We start from the raw sequence: 23,407 nt of genomic DNA on the forward strand, positions 1-23,407 counted from the left end.
AATTATAACATGTCCCAAAATACGGAATATCCAATAATGTGAACAGAATTTAAACGTTTATGCTATGATGTATTTATTATCTTTTTGGTGCGTGTATAGCAGTTTTAGGATATCCATAATTACTAAAACTTAGCACCAATATTAAAAATAACAAAAATCGACCAATTTAGCAAAGGTTTACGTTTAAGATGGAGGCATTATGAAACAAAGAAACACATTCAGCGGCATCATTTTACTCGGAATTGGATTATTCTATTTTGCTAATAGAATGAACATTGAACTGCTACAACCGTATCTCACATGGCCAAGTATACTAATCATCATTGGGTTAGCTCTTCTTTTCCAATCTGGATCCGGAAAAGATTCTTCAAGTATGTTCTCAGGTGTATTCTTGACTGGGCTAGGCGTACATTTTCATGCTGCTACAAAAGTTGCGACATGGCCTGAACCACTTCCTGTTATCGTTTTACTAGCAGGTGTATCATTTCTGATTCAGTATCGAAAAACAAAAGAAGGGCTTATCCCCGGGTTATTGTTATCGCTTTTAGCTCTATGGTTGCTCTTCTTTAAGAGTAATACCCCTTCTGTAGAAAATATATTTGTTAAAGCTGAAGATTTTTGGCCGATTATTTTAATGGTCATCGGGGCTTATCTTATGTTCTTTAAAAAGAAATAGAAACACAAAACCCTCTATGTTTAAAAAACATAGAGGGTTTTGTGTTATGGCTGTTTTCGTAACACCGATGCTCGCCTGAAGTAGTTGATTTCCATTCCAGGTTGCTCGCTTTCCGCGGGGCAGGCGGTGAGCCACATTCGTACGCTACACGTTTAAGTGTCTCACCTGCCGGCCTGTCCCGCAGGAGTCTCGCACCTTCCACTCCAATCAACAATCAAAGAAGTAAATAAAAAGATTTAAAAACCTAAAACTATTATCAATTAGCAAAGAGGCGTCATGCTAAAATTTTATAACAGTCATTATTTAGATAAATAAGAATTAAGTACGCCCCACGCTTCATCTTTTCCTTGTCCGGTTTCAGATGAGAAGAGTACGATCTTATCGCTCTTGTCCATGTTTAATGTTTCCTTGACTACTTTTTTATGCTTATCCCATTTCCCTTTTGGGATCTTGTCACTTTTCGTAGCGACTACAATAACAGGAAGCTCATGATATTTTAACCAATCGTACATTAAAACATCATCTTTTGATGGAGCATGTCTAAGGTCAACAAGTTGAACAACTGCTTTTAACTGATCGCGTTCAACGAGATACTGCTCGATCATCTTGCCCCAAGCTTCTCTTTCTGTTTTTGACACTTTAGCAAAACCATAGCCAGGTACATCTACAAAATAAAAACTTTCATTTAGGATATAAAAGTTTAACGTCTGAGTTTTCCCAGGTTTTGAAGACGTACGTGCTAAATTTTTTCTGTGAATCATCTTATTAATAAAAGACGATTTCCCTACATTCGAGCGTCCTGCCAAAGCAATCTCCGGAAGATTGCCTTCCGGATATTGTTTTGGTCCGACTGCCGATATTACGATTTCCGCTGTATTTACTTTCACTTTCTATCACCTGCTAATGCAACTTTTAATACCTCATCTAAATGAGATACGGTTATAAAAGATAATCCCTCTTTAACCGATTGTGGAATATCTTCAATGTCTTTCTCGTTTTCTTTCGGAAGGATGATGGTTTTGATTCCTGCTCGATGCGCACTTAATGATTTTTCTTTCAAACCACCAATAGGCAACACACGTCCTCTGAGCGTAATCTCCCCGGTCATCCCCACATCTTTTCTAACTGGCTTTTTGGTTAGTGCTGATACTAACGCTGTAGCAATGGTTATTCCTGCCGAAGGACCATCCTTTGGTGTTGCTCCTTCAGGAACATGTATATGAATATCTGTTTTTTCATAGAAATCATGGTCGATTCCCAGCTCTTCCACTTTCGTGCGAACGTAGCTTAACGCAGCTTGAGCAGATTCTTTCATAACATCACCTAACTTACCCGTTAAGATCAGTTTGCCCTTACCAGGTGATAGTGCTACCTCGATGGAGAGAGTATCTCCGCCTGCTGTCGTATAAGCTAATCCCGTCGCTGCACCAATTTGGTCTTCAAGTTCTGCTTGACCATATCGGAAACGGGGTTTACCAAGATAATCTTCAAGGTTTTTAGCAGAAAGTACAACCTTTTTCTTTTCAGATGATACAATTTGCTTCGCTGCTTTTCTGCATAATCCTGCAATTTGCCGTTCAAAATTACGCACACCCGCTTCACGTGTATAATTACGAACAAGCTTTAGAATAGAATCATCCTTGAACTGAATCTGGCTTTTCTTTAATCCATGTTCTTTCAACTGTTTTGGAATCAAGTGATTTTTAGAAATATGCAGCTTTTCAACCTCTGTATAACCAGCGATCGAAATAACTTCCATTCTATCTAATAACGGACCTGGAATTGTTGAAAGCGAGTTTGCTGTCGTAACGAACATGACTTTAGATAGATCGTACGGCTCTTCGATATAATGATCGCTGAAGGTACTATTCTGTTCAGGATCCAGCACTTCGAGCATCGCAGAGGAAGGATCTCCTCTAAAATCACTCGACATCTTATCGATCTCATCAAGCAAGAACACAGGATTGATCGTTCCAGCTTTCTTCATACCTTGAATCAATCGGCCTGGCATCGCACCAACATATGTTCTTCGATGCCCTCTAATCTCAGCTTCGTCTCTTACTCCGCCAAGAGAAATCCTTACAAAATTCCTGCCTATTGCACGTGCGATCGACCTTGCTAACGATGTCTTACCAACCCCTGGAGGTCCAACTAAACAAAGGATCGGCCCTTTTAGTGAATTTGTCAGCTTCTGAACAGCAAGATATTCTAAGACTCTATCCTTCACTTTTTCAAGACCATAATGATCTTCATTAAGAACTGTTTCCGCATGTGGAATATCCAGATTATCAATCGTCTCTTGTTTCCAAGGTAGATTAACAAGCCACTCGATATATGTTCTGATAACAGAGCTCTCAGCTGAAGAATTAGGCATCTTTTCATAGCGGTCAAGTTCTTTTTTTGCAAGTTCCATGACCGTCTCAGGCATATCAGAAGATTCGATACGTTCTTTGAGCGTACTCACTTCCCCAACTTTGCCTTCTTTATCACCTAGCTCTTTTTGGATCGCTTTCATCTGTTCACGCAAATAATATTCTTTTTGCGTTTTTTCCATCGCCTTTTTAACGCGTTGACCGATTTTCTTTTCTAGACCTAGCACTTCTTTTTCATTGTTTAAAAGGTCCAGTAAGTGTTCAAGTCTTTCTTTCACATCAAAGATCTCTAGGATTTTTTGCTTTTCTTTGATCTTTAAAGAAAGATGTGAAGAAATAACATCAGCCAAGCGTCCAGGTTCGGTAATATCTTGAACTGAGGCAAGGGTTTCAGGCGTTACTTTTTTCGATAGGTTTATGTATTGTTCGAATTGAGCCAGAACAGCTCTCATAAGAGCTTCCGTTTCGGCTTCTTTCACTTCAATATCATCTGTTAGTTCAACTTCTACTTCTACATGGGTCTTCTCGTCCGTGAACGAAGTAATTTCTCCGCGTTTAATACCTTCGACAAGTACTCTGATCGTGCCATTAGGCAGTTTGAGCATCTGATTTACTTTTGACAACGTTCCTACATGATAAATTTCCTCTTGTGCTGGATCTTCAATAGAAACTTCTTTTTGAGTAGATAGAAAGATCATCTGATCATCAAGCATCACTTTTTCAAGCGCTTGAATAGATTTTTCTCTTCCTACATCTAAATGAAGTACCATTGTTGGATAGACCAACAATCCGCGAAGAGGGAGGAGCGGAAGAACTCGTTTTTCCCCCATTAAAAACACCTCCGAAAACTGCTATGTAATCATTAATTATATGCTTAGTCTTTGTACAATTCTACCGATAATGCTTAACTTTGTCTAATGTAAGCTTCGGATTGTTAGAAAACTCCTATTAAAACGTTCTCCTAGCCTGATAGAAATTTTTTATCATCCTATTTTCCGAACAAAAAGAAACTCCCTACTTCTCCTTATACAGAAGAAGGAGGGGAGTTTAAGGCAGCAGACGCAGGAATAGATTGCTCTTCACCGTCATCTAAAAATGCGTGTTGAAATACTTCTGAAAGTTTTTTTACTGGAATGATCTCTACGTCTTCAATCGTATCGAAAATCTTTTGGTTATTCTCAAACGGGATAAGAACACGTTTTGCACCTGCATCTTTCGCAGCTAGTATCTTTGCCATCACTCCACCGACTGGTTTCACTTTACCATGTATGCTGATCTCACCTGTCATTGCGATTTCGTGATCTATTTTAATGTTGTGAATAGCTGAGTAGATGGAAGATGCAATCGCTATACCTGCTGATGGACCGTCTACCGGGCCACCGCCTGGAAAGTTCACGTGGATATCATACATGGATGCATCTACTCCCATGTAACGAAGTACTGTAATAACGTTCTCCACTGAACCTTTTGCCATACTTTTTCTTCGAATAGACTTCGATTGATTACCGATACTCTCTTCTTCTGCTATTCCTGTTATCGTAATGGAACCTTGTTTCTTTGCAGGAAGTACGGTTGTTTCAATCTCAAGCAACGCTCCGCTTGTTGGACCGTATACAGCAAGACCATTCACTAAGCCAATCTTTGGTTTGACTCCAATTTTCCTTTCTGGTCTTGGAGCCATTCTACTTGAGTGAGTTACCCACTCTACATCGCTCTTTGTAATGTTTTTCCGTTGTTCGGTGATCGCTAACCCTGCTGCAATTTGAATCATATTAACTGCTTCTCGACCGTTTCTAGCATATTGGGCCATGTATGATAATGATTCATCATCAATCCCTAACTGAATCTTATCAGCTGCTCTTTTAGCGATCTGCTCAATTTCAGCTGGCTGCAATTCTCTAAAGAACACTTCTAGACACCTAGAACGAATTGCAGGAGGTATTTCTTCCGGCATACGAGTAGTAGCACCAATCATTCGGAAATCTGCAGGCAGACCATTTTGGAAGATATCATGAATATGATGAGGTATGTTCGCATTCTCTTCCGAATAATAAGCACTTTCTAAAAAAACCTTACGATCCTCTAGAACTTTGAGTAACTTGTTCATTTGTATAGGATGAAGTTCACCGATCTCATCTATAAAAAGAACACCGCCATGCGCATTCGTAACAGCCCCTTGCTTCGGCTGAGGAATTCCCGCCTGTCCCATAGCTCCAGCACCTTGGTAGATCGGATCATGCACAGAGCCAATCAATGGATCCGCAATGCCTCGCTCGTCAAAACGAGCAGTCGTAGCATCCAATTCTACGAAAACTGCTGTAGAACGAAAAGGAGATGACTGATTTCGCTTTGCTTCTTCTAATACTAATCGTGCTGCTGCTGTCTTCCCCACTCCTGGAGGGCCGTAAACGATAACATGCTGAGGATTCGGTCCACATAAAGCAGCTTTCAACGCTTTTATTCCATCTTCTTGTCCGATGATATCTTCAAACTTTCCAGGTCGAACACGTTCAGACAGAGGTTCTGATAGGGAGATCGAACGCATTCTTCTAAGCTGCTCCATCTCTTTTCTTGATTCTTTATCCACACTTACTTTTTGAGAACGCTGGTTACGCAGCAAGTTCCAAAAATATAGCCCAATAACAATCCCAAAGAATAATTGAATAAGTAATGCTATGCCAGTCCAGTTCATTGTTTTTCCTCCCGGTACCTATGTAGTGATAATCATAGTATCTCCGAGGAGGTGGTGAACTAAACGGTCAACCTTTTAAAAAGACAATTTTCACATAGGTCACAATATGTAATGAAGATCTGTTTACATTATTGAACATGACAAATCAGAAATTCTGATTTTAATCCTATTGGATATCACCGCTTCATTTACTTTTATTGCTGTTTGACCCAAAGGGTGTCCATTTTGACCCATAGATCTATGAATTTGACCCATAGATTATGGTTTGACTCATAGACCTCTCTTTTTGACCCATAGAAGTCTTCGTTTGACTCATAGGTGTCTAGTTACGACCCATAGAGATCATACTTTGACTCATAGGGATCGGCTCACTCGCAATCAGGCTATAAAATGAAATAGGGCTTACCCTCCAAAGATCAGGTGAAGTGCTTTTTGGGGTCAGCCCTATCTTTTTAATAACTTAACTTCATCAATACGCTCTTAATCTCTTCATCATTCATAATCAGTTCGGAATTTTTCTCCGTAATTTTAGCCAGTGCGACCACATCATAAAAGAACTCAATAAAAACTTTAATAAATGGCCGCGGTTTCGCCTTCAACGCTTGCCAGCTTTATCTTTCCATCCCTGCAAAGATGACTTCCGTATCATCGACGACCACTAAACGAAAGCGCCTAGCGAGTGATGTTCTTGTGCAGGAATCAACGATGTGCGCATGAGAAAGCGCGGACTCCAATGCATCCACTCCCTGCTTTTCCTTTTCCCGCAGAATCAGTATGATCTCTTAAATATCGTCTTGCCAGCCAGATACGCGAATGGATTTGAATTTATTTAATAACACTACTTTTGTACTTTTTTTAGTCATACTGTTCCCCCCAAAATGATACGAACATTTTACCGAACAACTATCACAGGTCTAGTTTTTAATTTCCCAAACAAAAAAGACCAGCATAAGCTGGTCTCAAAATTAAGCACTCTCTTTTGGAGTCTCTTTTGATTGTTCAATAACCGTACCGTCTTCTAACTCAAGAGTTGGTGGTACTTTATCAGAGATCGTTTCTTTCGTCACGATACACTTAACAACATCTTCACGAGAAGGCAACTCAAACATTACGTCAAGCATAACTCCTTCAATGATCGAACGAAGTCCACGCGCACCTGTTTTACGTTCAATGGCTTGAGCAGAAATTTCTCGAAGAGCTTCATCGGTAAATTCTAGCTCGACACCGTCAATATCCAGTAACTTTTGATATTGTTTTACAAGTGCGTTTTTAGGTTTTGTTAAGATTTCAATCAACGCTTCCTCATCAAGAGGGTTTAAGTTTGAAATAACCGGTAAACGACCGATAAATTCAGGAATTAAACCAAAGCGAAGTAAATCTTCAGGAAGAACTTTAGACAAGTATTCTCCCGCTTTTAAATCAGCTTGTTTCGTTTCAGAACTGAATCCGATCACTTTCTTACCAAGTCGGCGTTTGATGATTTGTTCGATACCATCAAAGGCTCCACCACAAATGAACAGAATGTTTGTAGTGTCAATTTGGATGAACTCTTGGTGAGGATGTTTTCTTCCTCCTTGTGGCGGTACACTAGCTACTGTACCTTCAAGGATTTTAAGAAGAGCCTGCTGAACGCCTTCACCAGAAACATCTCTTGTGATAGAAGGATTTTCAGATTTACGTGCAATCTTATCGATTTCATCAATATAGATGATTCCCTTTTCTGCTTTTTCTACATCGTAGTCAGCAGACTGGATTAATTTGAGTAGAATGTTCTCTACATCCTCACCAACATATCCAGCTTCTGTTAAAGATGTAGCATCGGCAATAGCAAAAGGTACGTTTAAGATACGAGCCAACGTTTGAGCAAGTAGTGTCTTACCACTTCCTGTTGGTCCGATCATTGCGATATTACTTTTCGCCAATTCTACTTCATCTGATTTTTGAGTTGAATTGATACGTTTGTAATGATTGTAAACGGCTACAGAAAGAGATTTCTTAGCCTGACCTTGACCGATTACGTACTCGTCAAGAATTTTACGAATTTCTACTGGTTTTGGTACTTCTTTTAATTCTACATCCTCTTCTGTACCTAATTCTTCTTCTACGATTTCTGTACAGAGTTCGATACATTCATCACAAATATATACACCTGGTCCAGCAACCAGTTTTCTTACTTGATCTTGTGTTTTACCACAGAAAGAACATTTTAATTGCCCTTTTTCATCATTAAACTTAAACAATGATATCACCCCTAAAACGAGAATATGGATGAAACGCTTGACTAAAATTCAGATATGCTCTGAAGGAAAGTCTGATTATCTTTTCTACTACTTAAGCATTCCGTTGATTATAATGGATTGTATCACACTTCCATATTAAAACGGAAATAATAACGCTTAATAAATATGTATGGTAACGCTCTATATAAGTATGAACAATACCGTAAGATTTAAAACCTATTTTTCAAATAGGATGTGTATTTTAATAGAAATTTAATATGTATGGCAAAACAAGGCACGATACATAAGGATCGCGCCTTGCTTAAGTTTTATGAACTTATTTAATTAATGATTAAACAGTCTTGCTGTTTTCCAAAAGGAAATCAATTGCTTTACGTACTTTCAAGTCAGCTGCTACTGCATCATTTCCACCTTGCATAGCAAGCATTTGCTTAATTTGTTCTACTTCCATTTGGTACATTTCAGCCATCTTGCTAAGTTCAGCATCGATTTCTTCTTCAGAAACTTCGATGTTTTCAGCTTCAACGATCGCTTCAAGTACTAGGTTAGTACGAACACGCTTCCCAGCATCTTCTTTCATTTGCTCACGAAGTGCTTCTTCGCTTGTACCAGAGAACTGGTAGTAAAGCTCAAGGTTCATACCCTGCATTTGAAGACGTTGGCCAAATTCTTGAACCATACGGTCAAGCTCTGTGTTTACCATTGCTTCAGGGATATCGATTTCTGCATTCTCAGAAGCTTTTTCGATAACTGTTTCACGAGTTTTGTTTTCAGCTTCTTGCTTTTTGCTCTCTTCAAGCTTTGTGCGAAGTTCTTTTTTAAGATCTTCTAGAGTTTCAGCATCGCCTTCAGCTTCTTTAGCGAACTCGTCATTAAGCTCTGGAAGTTGTTTAGCTTTGATATCGTGGATATTTACTTTGAAAACAGCAGGCTTACCAGCTAGTTCTTCAGCATGGTATTCTTCAGGGAAGTTTACGTTAACTTCTTTTTCAGCACCAGCTTTTTCACCAACTAATTGCTCTTCAAAACCTGGGATGAAAGATCCAGATCCGATTTCAAGAGAATAGTTTTCAGCTTTTCCACCTTCGAAAGCTTCGCCATCAACGAATCCTTCGAAATCGATGTTTACAGTGTCGCCATTCTCAACTGTTCCATCTTCTTTAACAACAAGTTCAGCTTGTTGTTCTTGTAAAGAAGTAAGTTCGTTTTGAACATCCTCATCTGTAACTTCAGTTTCAGTCTTTTCAACTTCAAGACCTTTGTAATCACCAAGTTTAACTTCTGGTTTTACGATTACTTTAGCTGTGAAAACAAGGTTGCTTCCTTGTTCCATTTTTTCGATGTCAACTTCTGGACGATCGACTGGCTCGATACCAGCTTCTTGTACAGCGTCTCCGTATGCTTTTGGCAATAGGATATCTAGAGCGTCTTGGTAAAGAGACTCTACTCCAAAACGTTGTTCAAAAAGTCTACGTGGCATTTTCCCTTTACGGAATCCTGGTACGTTAACTTGCTTTACAACTTTTTTGAACGCTTGATCAAGCGCTGTATCTACTTCAGTTGCCTCAACTTCTACCGTTAAGACACCTTGATTACCTTCTAACTTTTCCCATTTAGCAGTCATTAAATGTTCCCTCCAACATCGGTATTTCCATAACTATCATATAGATTACAACCATTCCATTATAGCATAGACGTTCTGTATTTCAACAAGTTACATCACTTTCTCATTAAGTCTGCATATAAAATCTTTCCAATTCGACGAGAACCTTTACTGCTCTTTGTAATTCTTCATCTTCTTGATCCGTTTCTTCTTCCATCCCACATAGAATATTCGCTGCCATAACAGCAGCCTCAAACCAAAGTACCTTATTCTCTGGAGTTGGTGAGAAAGGATATAATGCGAGTGAATAATCCTTCCAAACGGCAAGCGCGATCTCGAGCAGTGATGGATTCTCTTGTTCGAGTTCGTCTTTAATCAAAGATTTTACTTCCTTATAAAAGAAATGATCATTTAAATCAGTGAGCTTCGCGATGTCAACTTCAGTGAATTGTCCATATTTCTCTATCCTTACGATTTTGTCTACTTGATTTTCTTTAAGATATTGCAGAATTAAGCTTTTAACAGCCGGATGCTTTTTTTCATCTATTAAAAATGACTCAAACATCGGTACGATCATGTCAGGACCAAGCCGCTTCAACTGTTGTACAGCCATCCACTGCGAGTCTGCCTGATCGCTTGCAAGCATCTCTTTCAATACTTGAAAGTCAGGATTAGCTGGAGGTGCTGTTGGAAGTTCAGGATCTTTCTTTACTTCAGGAACACCTTCCTGCTCAATTACTTTACGACTGAACTGTAGAAGCTGATAAAACGTTTCAGCTTTGTCTGCAGGAATCTTCTGCTCTTCAAGAACTGCTTCGATCACTGAAACAACGGTTATGTATTCTGATAACTGAACTAATATGCTTAAGTAGATTTGAAGTACATCATAATATTCGCCGATCCCTTCTTTAAGCATACGATCACATCTCTGTTTTGCTTCATGTAATCGACCTAATTCAACCAAACTTAAAACAAGCCCAAGATTACCTTGTGCATGCATTGGGTCTGCATAAAGCAATTGTTCAAAACAGGATAAAGATTCATCGTATTTTTTACTTTTTAAAGAATCCATTCCTTTTTCTAAAAGACGTCCATTTAAGTTAGGAAACCGAACGATATTGTTTTTGTTGTTCTTTTCGTTAGTCATCACAACTCTCCGCTTCCATTAATATTTGACTAAAGAATAGCAGTTTCGCGAGGTGAACTCAAGATAACTAAGAAGTTACAAACCTGAATTCCACTTTAACACGCAGTGAGAAAATGCTAAACTTCTTCATTAACGGCTTTTATCGTACCCTTTGTTGCTTTTGTAAGTAGTTTGTTAAGCATAACCAAACCAAAAGGCTTACTCAAAAGATATCTCTTCTAAGCAAGCCTCTTTATTAACTAATTCTTTTCAAGTTCACCTTATCGGCCATCCCTTTATATAATGACCATTTAACCGGGTCTACATTACCGCCACTGATGATGAGCCCAACTTTTTGATCGAGAGCAAGACGGCTGTGAAACATAACTGCCGCCAAACTAGCCGCGCCTGCACCCTCTACGACCACCTTTTCACGTTCAAGCATAAACATCATCGCATATGCAATTTGCTCTTCCGTCACGGTGACCATTTCGTCAACATATTTTGAGATCACAGGAACAGTAATATCTCCAGGCTTAACAACCGCGATTCCATCCGCGATCGATGTACAGCGAGTTAACGTTTTTCTAGAAGCGCCTGTGAAGGCTTGATATACCGCACTGGCATTCGCCGATTGCACGCCAACTACTCGCACATCTGGTCTGATTGACTTTACGGCGAGAGCGATTCCAGCCAATAGCCCTCCGCCTCCTACTGGTACAACAATCGTTTTTAGTTCTGGTTTTTGTTGCAGCATCTCTAGAGCTACGGTACTTTGTCCAGCGATCACATCGTAATCATCAAAAGGGTGAACAAAGACTCCTCCGTTGTTCTCTTCTTCCCTTTTTGCTGCTTCATATGCCGCCTGATAATTATCACCTTCTAAAACGATATCTGCTCCATACGATTTTACGGCGTCTATCTTGGAAAGCGGTGCATTTTCAGGCATGAAGATCTTAGAGTTTATTCCACGCAGTGAACAGGAAAGCGCCAATCCTTGTGCATGGTTGCCAGCTGATGCTGCGATCACACCCCTCGCGCAGTCTAGTTCGTTTAGGGTTGAAACTTTGTAATAAGCTCCTCTTAATTTAAATGAACCCGTTTTCTGAAGGTTCTCTAGCTTCATATACACGTTTCCACCGGTCCATTTGTTAAGCGTTGTGGATTGTTTGAGCGGAGTACGGTGGGCGATTTTTGAGACTTCCTCCAATGCGTGAAATAAACGTTCCGCTGTGATTGTTAAATCCCCATTGTCAGTTCACAATCCTTTCATCTTCATATTTTTTTATGAATGCTTCCTGTTGAAGAGTTACAGATATTTCGTCCCATCCGTTGAGAAGCATCTTTTTCCAGTACGGATCAAATTCAAAGCGGAATACCTCTCCCGTTTCGTTTTCTACCTGTTGTTGCTCAAGGTCTACTCTCAACGTTCGTACAAGGTTTCCATCTCTTTCGCTCTGTAAGTTTCGAATCTCTGCTTTCGAGAGTCGAATCGGTAAGATACCATTTTTCACACAATTGTTAAAGAAGATATCAGCAAAGCTTTCAGCGATAATCACTTGAAATCCATAATCTTTTAAGGCCCAAGGTGCATGTTCTCTAGAGGAACCACAACCAAAATTTTTACCGGTAACTAATATGGATGCTTCTTTTGTTTCGGGTGAGTTAAGTTCAAAGTCTTCGTTTTCTTGTCCATTAGAATGATATCTCCAATCAAAGAACAAAAACTCTCCATAACCTGCTTTATCAATTTTTTTCAAAAATTGCTTTGGAATGATCTGATCTGTATCCACATGATCTCTGTCTAATACTGCAGCACTGCCTAGATGCGTTTTAAACCCCGGCATATCGATCTACCTCCTGTTCTTTTTTAGGAAGTATGGAACGAACATCGGTGAATTTCCCATTTAAAGCTGCAGCTGCAGCCATGATTGGACTGACAAGGTGTGTCCTCGCACCCTTTCCTTGCCTCCCAGCAAAATTACGATTTGAGGTAGATGCACATCTTTCTCCTTCTGGAACAACGTCATCATTCATACCTAAACACATCGAACATCCCGACTCACGCCATTCGAATCCAGCATCTATAAAAATCTGATGAAGCCCAAGGTTCTCCGCTTCTTTTTTTACTGCTTGTGATCCAGGAACTACGATCGCCCGGACTTCGGGGTGTACATTCCTACCTTCAACAACTTTAGAAGCTTGAAGTAGGTCACTAAGTCTTGAATTTGTACAAGATCCAATAAACACGTGTTGCACAGGTATATGCTCTATTTTTTCATTTCCTTTGAAGCCCATGTAATGGAGTGCATTTCGTAACGATTGCTTCTCTTCTATAGAAGAAGAATTTTCCTCTACAGGAATCACTCCGCTGATCGGCAAGCACATCGATGGAGTCGTTCCCCACGTGACCATTGGTTCGATCTCTGAAGCATCAATCTCAATCGTTTGATCAAATCTAGCATTCTCATCACTTGCAAGCTGTCTCCATCTTTTACAACTTTCCAGAAAGTCTTGATTCTTTGGAGCATAGCGCTTACCTGAAATATATGAAAAGGTAACTTCATCAGGAGAAACGATCGATGCTTTTGCTCCAGCTTCAATAGACATATTACAAAGAGTCATTCGTTCTTCCATCGAAAATTTCCTAACGGTGCTACCAGAAAACTCAATGATATAACCTGTACCGACATTCGTTCCATATTTCGCTATGAACCATAAGATGACGTCTTTGGCTGTAACACCAAAACCTAACTCTCCTTCAATCTTAACGTTCATCTGTTTTGGTTTGTTCTGCCACAACGTTTGTGTAGCAAGAACATGTTCAACTTCGCTCGTGCCAATTCCGAAAGAGAGCGCTCCGAATGCACCGTGTGTTGATGTATGACTATCTCCACATACAATTGTTTTCCCAGGCAGCGTCAGACCCAGATCTGGCCCTATAACATGAACAATCCCTTGTAATTCAGAGTTCAATCCCTCAAGTTGAATACCGAATTCCGCACAGTTTTTTTCAAGAGTTTGCACTTGCAAGCGTGATGTTTCGTCTTTTATATTGAATCGATCGACCGTCGGGATATTATGATCCATCGTCGCAAAGCAAAGCTCCGGCTTTCTGACAGTTCTATTTTTTTCTCTTAAACCCGCAAATGCCTGAGGTGATGTCACTTCATGAATGAGGTGCAGATCAATGTAGAGCAGGTCTGGTTTATTTTCCTCTTCTACGACAATATGGCTATCCCAAAGTTTATCTATTATTGTTTTACTCACAGAAATCTACCTCCCTACACATAAACCTCTAGAAGAGTTGCACTCGTTGAATCTTCCAACATTCTAAAATGTATTTGATTGACCATTTCTTTTGTCGTTACTAGCGTTCCGCTTTCTCCAAAGATATCTTGTGTTCGATACCCTGCCTGCAGCGTTTCGAAGACAGCAAGTTCAACAGCCTCCGCTTCTTTCTCAAGTTGGAACGAATGACGAAGCATCATCGCAACACTAAGGATCATACCGATCGGATTTGCTTTCCCGCTTCCTGCGATATCAGGTGCTGATCCATGTATAGGCTCATATAGTCCAGGACCGTTCTCACTAAGAGAAGCAGAAGGCATCATTCCTAACGAACCTGTAAGAACAGAGGCTTCATCAGACAGAATATCCCCGAACATATTTTCAGTAACGACCACATCAAAGCTCGTAGGATTACTAATCATCCGCATGGCAGCATAATCTACCAGCAAGTGTTCTGTTTCGATGTTTGGATACTTTTTAGCTACATCCTCCACGACTTCTCTCCACAACTTGCTCGTTTCAAGAACGTTCGCTTTATCAACAGATGTTACTTTTCTTCTGCGAGAAGAAGCTAACTCATAAGCCTTTTCAACGATTCTCGTTATTTCCTCTCGCGTATAGGACAATGTATCTACCGCACATTTCTCATTCCGTTCTTTCGGCTCTGAAAAATAAATCCCACCGGTCAGTTCGCGAACAAATACAAAGTCAGCACCTTTTACCTTATTCGATTTAAGAGGTGATAGATGTTCAAGACCAGGATAAACGTGAACAGGTCTTACGTTTGCATACACGTTCATCGCTTTTCGTAAAGCGAGTAACCCTTGTTCTGGCCGAACACTCCCTTGATCCCATTTTGGACCACCAACCGCTCCGAGCAGAACAGCATCGCTGTCATGGCAAGCTTTTAGTGTGGTATCAGGGAGAGGATTACCTTCCTGGTCAATAGCAGCACCTCCAAATACTTGTTCAATCGTCTCAAATTCATGACCAAACCGCGTCGCTACACCATCTAAAACTTGCAAAGCACCCTTGATCACTTCCGGACCGATCCCGTCTCCTGGCAAAACTGCTATTCTCTTTTTCATCTAACATCCCTCCTAAATTTAGATACTCATCGCTTCATAACTTTTCTTTTCATCTTGAAGCTGAAGCTTATTATAGGCGTGAACATAAGCTTTAGCTGAAGCTTCTAAAACATCTTGCGCCGTTCCGCTTCCGTTTATCTCATGACCATCACTGACGATCTGAACAAATACTTGAGCAAGAGCGTCACGCCCTGCTCCTACTGATTGAATTCTATAATCATTCAGCTTGATTGAAGAAGGAAGCATTTTTCCAAGTGTATTGTAGATCGCTTCGACACTACCTGAACCTGTTGCAGCATCTTGAATCAGTTTTCCGTCTGGAGTCAACAGTCTTAACGTTGCAGTAGGAATCTGATTCGTACCATAGTTTACTTGAATATCTTTTAATTGATATAACGGCACTTCAGGTTGTATTTTATGATCGATGAGTAGAGCGAAAATATCTTCTTCTGTCATCTCTTTTTTCTTGTCAGCAAGTTGTTTAAAATCTTCAAATAGAACCTTAACCTTGTTCTCATCTGGATGAAAACCTAATTTATGCAAATAATCTTTAAACGCGTGACGCCCTGAGTGTTTTCCGAGTACGAGTTGATTGGAAGGAACACCAACAAGCTCAGGTGTGATGATCTCATATGTTGATTTTTCTTTTAACACACCATCTTGATGGATTCCTGACTCGTGAGCAAAAGCATTCTTTCCAACTACAGCCTTATTCGGTGGGACAGCAATTCCCGTCAGCCTGCTTACAAGCTGACTCGTACGGCTGATCTCATTTAACTTAAGGTCAGTTCTTGCCTGATAAAAGTCTTCACGGATCGCTAATGCTACTGCAATCTCTTCTAATGAAGCGTTTCCTGCTCTTTCACCAATCCCATTAATCGTGCATTCCACTTGATTCGCACCATACTCGATCGCCGATAAAGAATTGGCAACAGCCATTCCTAAATCATCGTGGCAGTGAGCAGATAAAATAGCTTTCTCTATGTTCGGAACATTATTTAATAGATAACGAAAGATCTTTCCGTATTCCTCCGGATTCGTAAATCCTACTGTATCCGGTATGTTAATCACCGTTGCACCAGCATCGATCACTTTCTCAACAATACGCGATAAAAATACAAGATCTGACCGACATGCATCTTCTGCTGACCATTGCACGACAGGGAACTTTTGCCGTGCATATTTGACTGCACCAACCGCCGTCTCAACGACTTGGTCAGGTGTTTTCTTTAACTTGTATGTCATATGAATGGGCGATGTTGCCAGAAAAACGTGCAACCTTGGTTCAGCTGAATCTTTTAGAGCTTCCCATGCATAATCAATATCTGAGGTGTTCGATCTTGCCAAAGCAGTAACCGTTGAATTCTTTACAATAGAAGCTACTTTTTTTACGGCATCTAGATCGCCTTTGGATGCAGCAGGAAAGCCTGCTTCCATAACATCCACACCTAGCAGTTCTAGTCTTTTGGCGATCTCAATTTTTTCAGCCGTGTTTAGATTGACCCCTGCTGTTTGTTCTCCATCACGCAAAGTCGTGTCAAAGATCTCAATTTTTCGCACTAGCAACGGCCTCCTTTTTTTGTTTTGATTTTACGAACGGCATCATTGCTCGAAGTTCCCTCCCTACTTTTTCAATAGGATGGTTCTTCTCTTGATTGTTCACAACATGGAACACAGGTCGATTCGCTTGATTCTCTAAGATCCAACCCTTAGCAAACTCTCCGGATTGAACATCTTTCAGAACGGATTTCATTGATTCTTTTACTCTTTCATCAATGACACGTGGTCCTGATTGAAAATCTCCCCACTGAGCAGTATCTGAGATTGAATATCTCATCCCCTCTAGACCACCTTCGTACATGAGGTCAACGATCAACTTCAATTCGTGTAAGCATTCAAAATAGGCAACCTCTGGCTGATATCCAGCTTCTGTTAGTGTTTCAAATCCTGCTTTGACCAGTGAAGATAACCCACCACACAACACGGCCTGTTCACCAAAAAGGTCTGTTTCCGTTTCTTCTTGGAATGTCGTTTCGAGCACTCCAGCTCTAGCAGAACCAATTCCTTTAGCATAACTAAGTGCAGTTTCACGGGCAGTGCCTGTAGCATCTTGATATACCGCGAAAAGCGCTGGAACTCCTTCACCTGATTCAAATGTACGTCTAACAAGATGACCAGGACCTTTAGGAGCAACTAAAAATACATCCACATCTTGAGGTGGTACCACTTGGTGATAGTGAACGTTGAACCCGTGAGCAAAAACGAGTGCATTGCCCGGAGACAGTTCAGGTAAAATTTCATTTTTGTAAACTTCAGGTTGCCTTTCATCTGGTAATAGAACCATTACGACTTCCGCTAGCCTAGCCGCTTCCCGAACAGGATATACCTCAAATCCATCTTTAACTGCTTCGTCAAATGAACGACCCTCCCGCACACCAACTACAACATCATAGCCGCTATCCTTTAGGTTCAATGCATGAGCATGCCCTTGAGAACCATAACCTACTACCGCTACCTTCTTATTCTTTAATACATCGTTAGAAAGATCGTTTTCGTAATATACTTTTGCCATTATCATCATTCTCCTTTACATAATAGAATAGGGGTGAAGCTCAAGTACTTTCTTTTGTGTTCCGCGAGGTATAGCTGTAACACCGGTCCTTGAAATCTCTTTGATTCCATATGGACGCAGCAGTTCGATCAACGCATCTATCTTTTCTCCATCCCCCGTAACTTCAAGCGTTACGTTTTCGAGTGATACATCAAGGACGGTTGCTCGAAACGGCTCGATCAGCATTTTGATCTCGCTGCGCGTATCAGGTGTTGTTAGAACTTTGATGAGCGCAAGTTCTCTAGAAACGAGCGCCATGTTTGTCAGATCACGAACTTTTAGAATATTAATCTGCTTATGAAGCTGTTTAACAAGTTGTTCAGCTTTACGATCATCTTCTACCCAAACCGTTAATGTTACTTTTGAAACGGCTGGATCTTCTGTATGTCCAACCGTAATGTTCTCTATGTTGAACTGGCGTTTTGTCAGCAATCCGGTCAAACGATTCAATACACCACTTTCGTTTAGAACCGTTGCTGAAATGATACGTCTCATCCTCTCACTCCAATCATTTCATGTAGTCCTTTTCCTGGAGCGATCATCGGATATACATTCTCATCAGCAGTAACAACACAATCGAGAACAAATGGTTTTTTGGACGCAAGAGCGAACGTCAAAGCTTCTCTTACATCCTTTTCTGTTTCAGCACGTTTGCCATCAATTCCGTAAGCAGATGCTAGCTTGATAAAGTCAGGTTGAATATCAAGCAAAGAGTGAGAGAATCTTTTTTCATAAAAAATTTCTTGCCACTGTCTTACCATTCCGAGAGATTTATTGTTCACAATAACTACGATGACAGGAAGTTCCCAATCTTGAAGAACTCCAAGTTCTTGAAGCGTCATCTGAAAACCACCATCTCCAACAACTGCTATTACCGGGAGCTCCGGCTTTCCAACTTTTGCTCCAATCGCTGCAGGAAATCCGAATCCCATCGTTCCAAGTCCTCCAGACGTTATCCATCTGTTCGATTCTAAAAATGTATAATATTGAGCTGCCCACATCTGGTGCTGTCCTACATCAGTAGCTACGATGGCTTCTCCTTTCGTAACTTCATGAAGAACCTGCATTAACTTTTGTGGTTTCAATTCTGATTCATCTGTCTTATACGTAAGAGGAAATTCAGTCTTGTGCTTAGTGAGTTGAATTACCCACTCGTTATAATCTCCTTTATCGACTCTCGTCTGGTTTAATGCTGAAAGTGTTTCTTTCGCACACCCCACAATGGGAATTTCAGTTGGAACATTTTTTCCGATTTCAGCTGGATCAATATCGATATGAGCAACCACTGCTTTTTTAGCAAAATGATCCAAGTTTCCAGTTAACCTGTCATCAAACCTAGCCCCAACACCAATTAATAGATCGCAGTCATAAAGTGCCATGTTGCTCGCGTATGTTCCATGCATTCCTGCCATCCCTAAGCAAAGCGGGTGTTCAGCTGGAAATCCACCTAGGCCTAAAAGGGTCTGAGCAACCGGTATCTGGTGATATTCCGCGAACGCGACCAACTCTTTTTCAGCACCTGCTGCCAGTACCCCCGCACCTGTTAAGAGGACAGGTCTTTTCGCTTGCAACAAGGCTTCATTCAATCTTTTCACTTGAAGAATATTGGGTTTTAATGTTGGTTGGTAACCCGGAAGATGAATACCAGCAACCTCTTTAACTTCAGCTGTTTTAACCGCAACATCTTTCGGTACATCGATTAAAACAGGTCCTTTTCTTCCAGTGTTGGCTATATGAAAAGCCTCTTTCATAATTCTCGGTAGATCTTCTGCCCGCTGAACTTGATAGTTATGTTTTGTGATCGGCATTGTGATCCCGACGATGTCCGCTTCTTGAAAAGCATCCGTACCGATCACAGTCGTCGCTACCTGCCCCGTGAAGATAACAAGAGGAATAGAATCGATCATCGCATCCGCTATACCTGTAACAAGGTTTGTAGCACCTGGCCCTGACGTTGCTAACACAACGCCTGGCTTCCCCGTTACTCTTGCATAGCCTTGCGCGGCATGAATAGCTCCTTGTTCATGCCTCGTTAGAACATGTTTCATCTCTGATTTGTAGAGGGCATCATAGATTGGAAGTACAGCACCTCCCGGATAACCAAACAGAACTTCAACTTTCTCATCCTGCAACCCTTGAATAAATAGTTCAGCACCAGAGACTAATGAAGTTTCGACTGATTTTTTTTCAGCCACCCAACTGGCCTTCATTTTCATTCCTCCTTTAACTTCGAACCTTTACTTGGTAAAAGATGTTTCGGGAATCAGTTGTTGCTCTTGGAAAATAACCAAAAGGGCAACAACGTCTAAAAAAAAAAATAAAAAAACTTCTCCACCCAAATGGACAGGTTAATCCTATCCAAAGGGGTGAAAAAGTTTTCTTTTCCACGGTACCACCCTTATTCACAGTTCATGCTCATATACGCAAGAACTGCCTCAAGACGAAATAATCGTCATTTGATAACAAGCGATAAATAATGGTCTTATCGCTTGGCCCTTCCTACTAAAAAACGTTCAAAAGGACACTCAGGAGGGATGTCCTGGTATTAGGGATAACCGGTTCACAGCAACCACCGGTTCTCTGAGTACCCCACATCTACCATTGTTCTCCGTCATCGTTTTATTGTTTTAAATTTTTAAGATTCCTCCAGTATTAGCTGATGTTACGAGCGCCGCATAGCGTGCGAGGTAGCCTTTTTTGATCTTCGGCTCTGGTTTCACCCAACCTTCTTTTCGTTCTTTTAAGTCTTCTTCCGTTAATAAAACGTGAATCGTTCTATTTACTAGATCAATTAAGATTGGATCACCATTATTCACGAACGCGATAGGTCCGCCTTGTGCCGCTTCTGGCGAGATGTGACCGATAGAGATTCCCCGAGACGCTCCAGAAAATCTGCCATCCGTGATCAGTGCTACTTTCGTACTCAATCCCCTTCCAGCAATAGCTGATGTGGGAGAGAGCATCTCCGGCATACCTGGTCCACCCTTCGGTCCTTCGTATCGAATGACAACGACATGCCCTTCTCTTACTTCACCATTATTAATGCCTTCGATCGCTTCTTCTTGGGATTCATAGACGATCGCCTCGCCTTGAAATGTTTTTATTGAAGGATCAACAGCTCCCACTTTGATCACACAGCCATCTGGTGCAATATTTCCATAAAGTATAGATAAACCGCCTACTGGCGAGTAAGCATTACCTTTCCTACGAATAACATCATCATCCATAATTTCCGCATGCCGGACTCGGTGCTCTAACGTTTCTCCACTTATCGTTAACCGATCGTTATGGATGGCACCTTCCATTCTACAGAGTTCATTGATGATCGCACTGACACCGCCTGCTCTGTGAACATCTTGCATGGAATAATCCGATGCAGGACTGATCTTTGATAAATATGGAATTCGCTCTGCGATCTCGTTGATTGATGATAAGTCATAATCAATCTCAGCTTCATTTGCGATAGCAAGCATATGAAGAACGGTATTCGTTGAGCCACCCATCGCCATGTCTAATGCAAATGCGTCATCAATTGCTTCTTTCGTTATAATATCTCTTGGTTTTATATTGTTTTTCACAAGATCCATAAGTGACGTTGCAGCCTCTTTGATCAGTTCTCTTCTTTCGTCTGAGGTAGCTACGATCGTTCCGTTACCCGGCAGTGTAATACCTAGCATCTCCATAATGGAATTCATGCTGTTGGCTGTAAACATACCTGAGCATGATCCACAAGTCGGGCAAGCACTCGTTTCGAGTTCTAAAAGTTCTTCCCTCGTCATCTTTCCAGCTAAATGAGAACCTACTCCTTCAAATACCGAGGCAAGGGATAGGGATTTTCCTGCCATAGACTTTCCGGCTTCCATTGGACCACCTGAAACAAATACTGCCGGAACATTCGTCCTTACAGCTGCCATTAACATACCAGGCGTGATCTTGTCACAGTTAGGTATGTAGAACACACCGTCGAACCAATGGGCGTTGATAACCGTTTCTGCTGCGTCTGCGATGACCTCTCTGCTTGGAAGTGAATACCTCATACCGATATGCCCCATCGCAATTCCATCGTCTACGCCGATCGTATTAAATTCGAACGGAATTCCACCAGCTTCTCTAATGGCTTCTTTTACCCATTCACCTACTTTGTTTAGATGCATATGCCCCGGAATAATATCAACATAGGAATTACAAACACCGATAAAAGGTTTATCCATATCCTCTGGTGCAACTCCCGCTGCGTGGAGAAGACTTCTGTGCGGGGCTCTATCGATTCCTTGCTTGATCATATTACTGCGCATATCTGTAACACTCCTATACTTCTTTTATCCAGCTTGAACAGCTTGGTTCGGATACACCTTAACTCCTTCTTCAACTACTTTTTCTCTGAAGGATTTTAAAAGTTTGTTCGTATGTTCACCTGGTGCTCCGTTTCCGATTACTCTTCCATCAACTTTTACTACCGCAATAACTTCAGCTGCAGTTCCAGTTAGAAATACTTCATCTGCCACATAAACATCATGTCTCGTGAATGGCTCTTCAACCATGTTGTAACCTTGTGCTCGTGCGATCTCAACAATCGCGTTTCGAGTGATTCCTTCTAAAGCTCCTAAGTATCCTGGCGGCGTCTTGATCGTATTTCCTTTGATAATGAACACATTATCAGCAGAACCTTCCGCCACGTACCCTTGATCGTTCAGCATCAATGCTTCACTAACTCCAGCAAGACTAGCCTCGATCTTAACTAAGATATTGTTTAGGTAGTTTAGCGATTTAACTTTAGGACTTAACACATCCGGACGGTTCCTTCTGCTTGCCACCGTTATGATTTCTAAACCTGTTTCATAAAGTTTTTTAGGAAATAGTGCAAGCTGTTCTGCAATGACAATGACTCCCGGTTGGCCGCATGTAAAAGGGTCCAACCCTAAGTTTCCTTTTCCTCGTGAGATAACTAGTCGAATATAAGCATCACGATATTTGTTTTTCTGGAGCGTTTGAACGATGATGTCTGTTAGTTCTTCTTTAGTGTGTGGAATTGTCAGCATAATGGATTGAGCTGATTCGTATAAACGCTGAAGATGTTCGTCTAGCCGATATACATTTCCGTTATAGACTCGAATACCTTCAAACACCCCATCTCCATATAAAAATCCATGATCGTAAACTGAGACTTTGGCGTCTTCCTTTAATACGTGCTCACCATTAACATAAACCCATTGCTCCTGCATCGTGATCCTCCTTTACGTGTCAATTTGAATTATTTGAATTTTTTAAAAATAATTTAATAATTGTTGACAATATTACGCCCATCTTATTAAAGAATCAACACCGAATTTTCGATATTTCACCGAATTCTGACTTTTCAGTTATTTTGTACACGCTTTCATTCCCATGCCCATAAGGTTTTGAAGCTTTAACGCGTTGCATTGTAAACATTTTTAAAGCGCTTTCATCAAAAATAAAAAAACACGCTTGATATCCTTTAATAGAGGACATCAAGCGTGTCGAAAAGTTGTAATTATGTAAGTATTATGGCGTCCCAGGAGAGATTCGAACTCCCGACCGTACGCTTAGAAGGCGTATGCTCTATCCGGCTGAGCTACTGGGACATATGTATTGGAGCCCCTTTCGCATAGTAATGGCGCTTTCCGCAATTACCATGCGCTGCGGGCACACAGTGATTTGTTCCACCCGTCGACTGTGGATACAAATAT

Annotated in this window: 19 protein-coding genes, 1 tRNA gene and 1 other annotated feature; of the genes, 1 reads left to right on the plus strand and 19 read right to left on the minus strand. The window is 40.9% G+C overall.

Annotated features, from left to right (window positions below):
* Nucleotides 1-199 precede the first annotated feature (199 nt).
* Nucleotides 200-676, plus strand: a complete 477-nt coding sequence (locus IHV10_RS15235) for a LiaI-LiaF-like domain-containing protein (RefSeq protein ID WP_197131380.1) — start codon at nt 200-202, stop codon at nt 674-676.
* Between the two features lie 299 nt (nt 677-975).
* Here IHV10_RS15235 and yihA read toward each other — a convergent pair whose 3' ends face one another.
* From yihA to IHV10_RS15325, 19 genes are all read right to left on the minus strand, one after another.
* Nucleotides 976-1,563, minus strand: a complete 588-nt coding sequence (gene yihA / locus IHV10_RS15240; protein ID WP_197131383.1) for a ribosome biogenesis GTP-binding protein YihA/YsxC — start codon at nt 1,561-1,563, stop codon at nt 976-978.
* Nucleotides 1,560-3,878 carry an endopeptidase La gene (lon, locus tag IHV10_RS15245; RefSeq protein ID WP_197131386.1) on the minus strand — a complete coding sequence of 773 codons (2,319 nt, stop codon included), beginning with the start codon at nt 3,876-3,878 and terminating at the stop codon, nt 1,560-1,562. Before lon ends, yihA begins: the two co-directional genes overlap by 4 nt.
* A gap of 194 nt (nt 3,879-4,072) precedes the next feature.
* Nucleotides 4,073-5,740, minus strand: coding sequence for an ATP-dependent protease LonB (lonB, locus tag IHV10_RS15250; RefSeq protein WP_197131389.1), 1,668 nt, complete (start codon nt 5,738-5,740; stop codon nt 4,073-4,075).
* A 452-nt stretch (nt 5,741-6,192) separates the two neighbouring features.
* A complete protein-coding gene (locus IHV10_RS15255; protein ID WP_197131392.1) occupies nt 6,193-6,339 on the minus strand; it encodes a hypothetical protein in 147 nt (48 codons plus the stop codon).
* 12 nt (nt 6,340-6,351) lie between these two features.
* Nucleotides 6,352-6,474, minus strand: coding sequence for a hypothetical protein (locus tag IHV10_RS22970; protein WP_255552015.1), 123 nt, complete (start codon nt 6,472-6,474; stop codon nt 6,352-6,354).
* Between the two features lie 231 nt (nt 6,475-6,705).
* Nucleotides 6,706-7,980 carry an ATP-dependent protease ATP-binding subunit ClpX gene (gene clpX / locus IHV10_RS15260; protein ID WP_191751861.1) on the minus strand — a complete coding sequence of 425 codons (1,275 nt, stop codon included), beginning with the start codon at nt 7,978-7,980 and terminating at the stop codon, nt 6,706-6,708.
* A gap of 331 nt (nt 7,981-8,311) precedes the next feature.
* Nucleotides 8,312-9,604, minus strand: coding sequence for a trigger factor (gene tig / locus IHV10_RS15265; RefSeq protein ID WP_197131395.1), 1,293 nt, complete (start codon nt 9,602-9,604; stop codon nt 8,312-8,314).
* A 106-nt stretch (nt 9,605-9,710) separates the two neighbouring features.
* Nucleotides 9,711-10,730 (minus strand): tetratricopeptide repeat protein, encoded by a 1,020-nt coding sequence (locus tag IHV10_RS15270; RefSeq protein WP_197131397.1) that lies wholly within the window; start codon nt 10,728-10,730, stop codon nt 9,711-9,713.
* A gap of 235 nt (nt 10,731-10,965) precedes the next feature.
* A complete protein-coding gene (gene ilvA / locus IHV10_RS15275) occupies nt 10,966-11,919 on the minus strand; it encodes a threonine ammonia-lyase (protein WP_197131401.1) in 954 nt (317 codons plus the stop codon).
* Nucleotides 11,920-11,962: 43 nt separating this feature from the next.
* Entirely contained in the window at nt 11,963-12,556 is a 594-nt protein-coding gene (leuD, locus tag IHV10_RS15280; RefSeq protein ID WP_197131404.1) for a 3-isopropylmalate dehydratase small subunit, read from the minus strand.
* Entirely contained in the window at nt 12,543-13,979 is a 1,437-nt protein-coding gene (leuC, locus tag IHV10_RS15285; protein ID WP_197131407.1) for a 3-isopropylmalate dehydratase large subunit, read from the minus strand. The genes leuD and leuC overlap by 14 nt, the downstream gene beginning before the upstream one ends.
* A gap of 14 nt (nt 13,980-13,993) precedes the next feature.
* Nucleotides 13,994-15,088, minus strand: a complete 1,095-nt coding sequence (gene leuB / locus IHV10_RS15290) for a 3-isopropylmalate dehydrogenase (RefSeq protein WP_197131410.1) — start codon at nt 15,086-15,088, stop codon at nt 13,994-13,996.
* Nucleotides 15,089-15,106: 18 nt separating this feature from the next.
* Nucleotides 15,107-16,648, minus strand: a complete 1,542-nt coding sequence (locus IHV10_RS15295) for a 2-isopropylmalate synthase (RefSeq protein WP_197131413.1) — start codon at nt 16,646-16,648, stop codon at nt 15,107-15,109.
* A complete protein-coding gene (gene ilvC / locus IHV10_RS15300; protein WP_197131416.1) occupies nt 16,635-17,660 on the minus strand; it encodes a ketol-acid reductoisomerase in 1,026 nt (341 codons plus the stop codon). Before ilvC ends, IHV10_RS15295 begins: the two co-directional genes overlap by 14 nt.
* Nucleotides 17,661-17,675: 15 nt before the next feature.
* Nucleotides 17,676-18,194 (minus strand): acetolactate synthase small subunit, encoded by a 519-nt coding sequence (gene ilvN / locus IHV10_RS15305; RefSeq protein WP_066396617.1) that lies wholly within the window; start codon nt 18,192-18,194, stop codon nt 17,676-17,678.
* Complete coding sequence (gene ilvB, locus IHV10_RS15310; RefSeq protein ID WP_197131420.1) at nt 18,191-19,909, minus strand: acetolactate synthase large subunit; 1,719 nt, start codon at nt 19,907-19,909, stop codon at nt 18,191-18,193. Before ilvB ends, ilvN begins: the two co-directional genes overlap by 4 nt.
* A 149-nt stretch (nt 19,910-20,058) precedes the next feature.
* Nucleotides 20,059-20,323 (minus strand) — a binding site (T-box leader).
* 3 nt (nt 20,324-20,326) lie between these two features.
* Nucleotides 20,327-21,994: a dihydroxy-acid dehydratase gene (ilvD, locus tag IHV10_RS15315; RefSeq protein ID WP_197131423.1), complete on the minus strand. Its 1,668-nt coding sequence runs from the start codon at nt 21,992-21,994 to the stop codon at nt 20,327-20,329.
* Nucleotides 21,995-22,018: 24 nt separating this feature from the next.
* Nucleotides 22,019-22,921, minus strand: a complete 903-nt coding sequence (gene ilvE / locus IHV10_RS15320) for a branched-chain-amino-acid transaminase (protein WP_153237714.1) — start codon at nt 22,919-22,921, stop codon at nt 22,019-22,021.
* Nucleotides 22,922-23,225: 304 nt separating this feature from the next.
* A tRNA-Arg gene (locus IHV10_RS15325) sits at nt 23,226-23,302 on the minus strand.
* Nucleotides 23,303-23,407: the final 105 nt, after the last annotated feature.

Origin of the sequence: Fictibacillus sp. 5RED26 (assembly GCF_015903895.1) — a bacterium.
Lineage (GTDB): Bacteria > Bacillota > Bacilli > Bacillales > Fictibacillaceae > Fictibacillus > Fictibacillus phosphorivorans.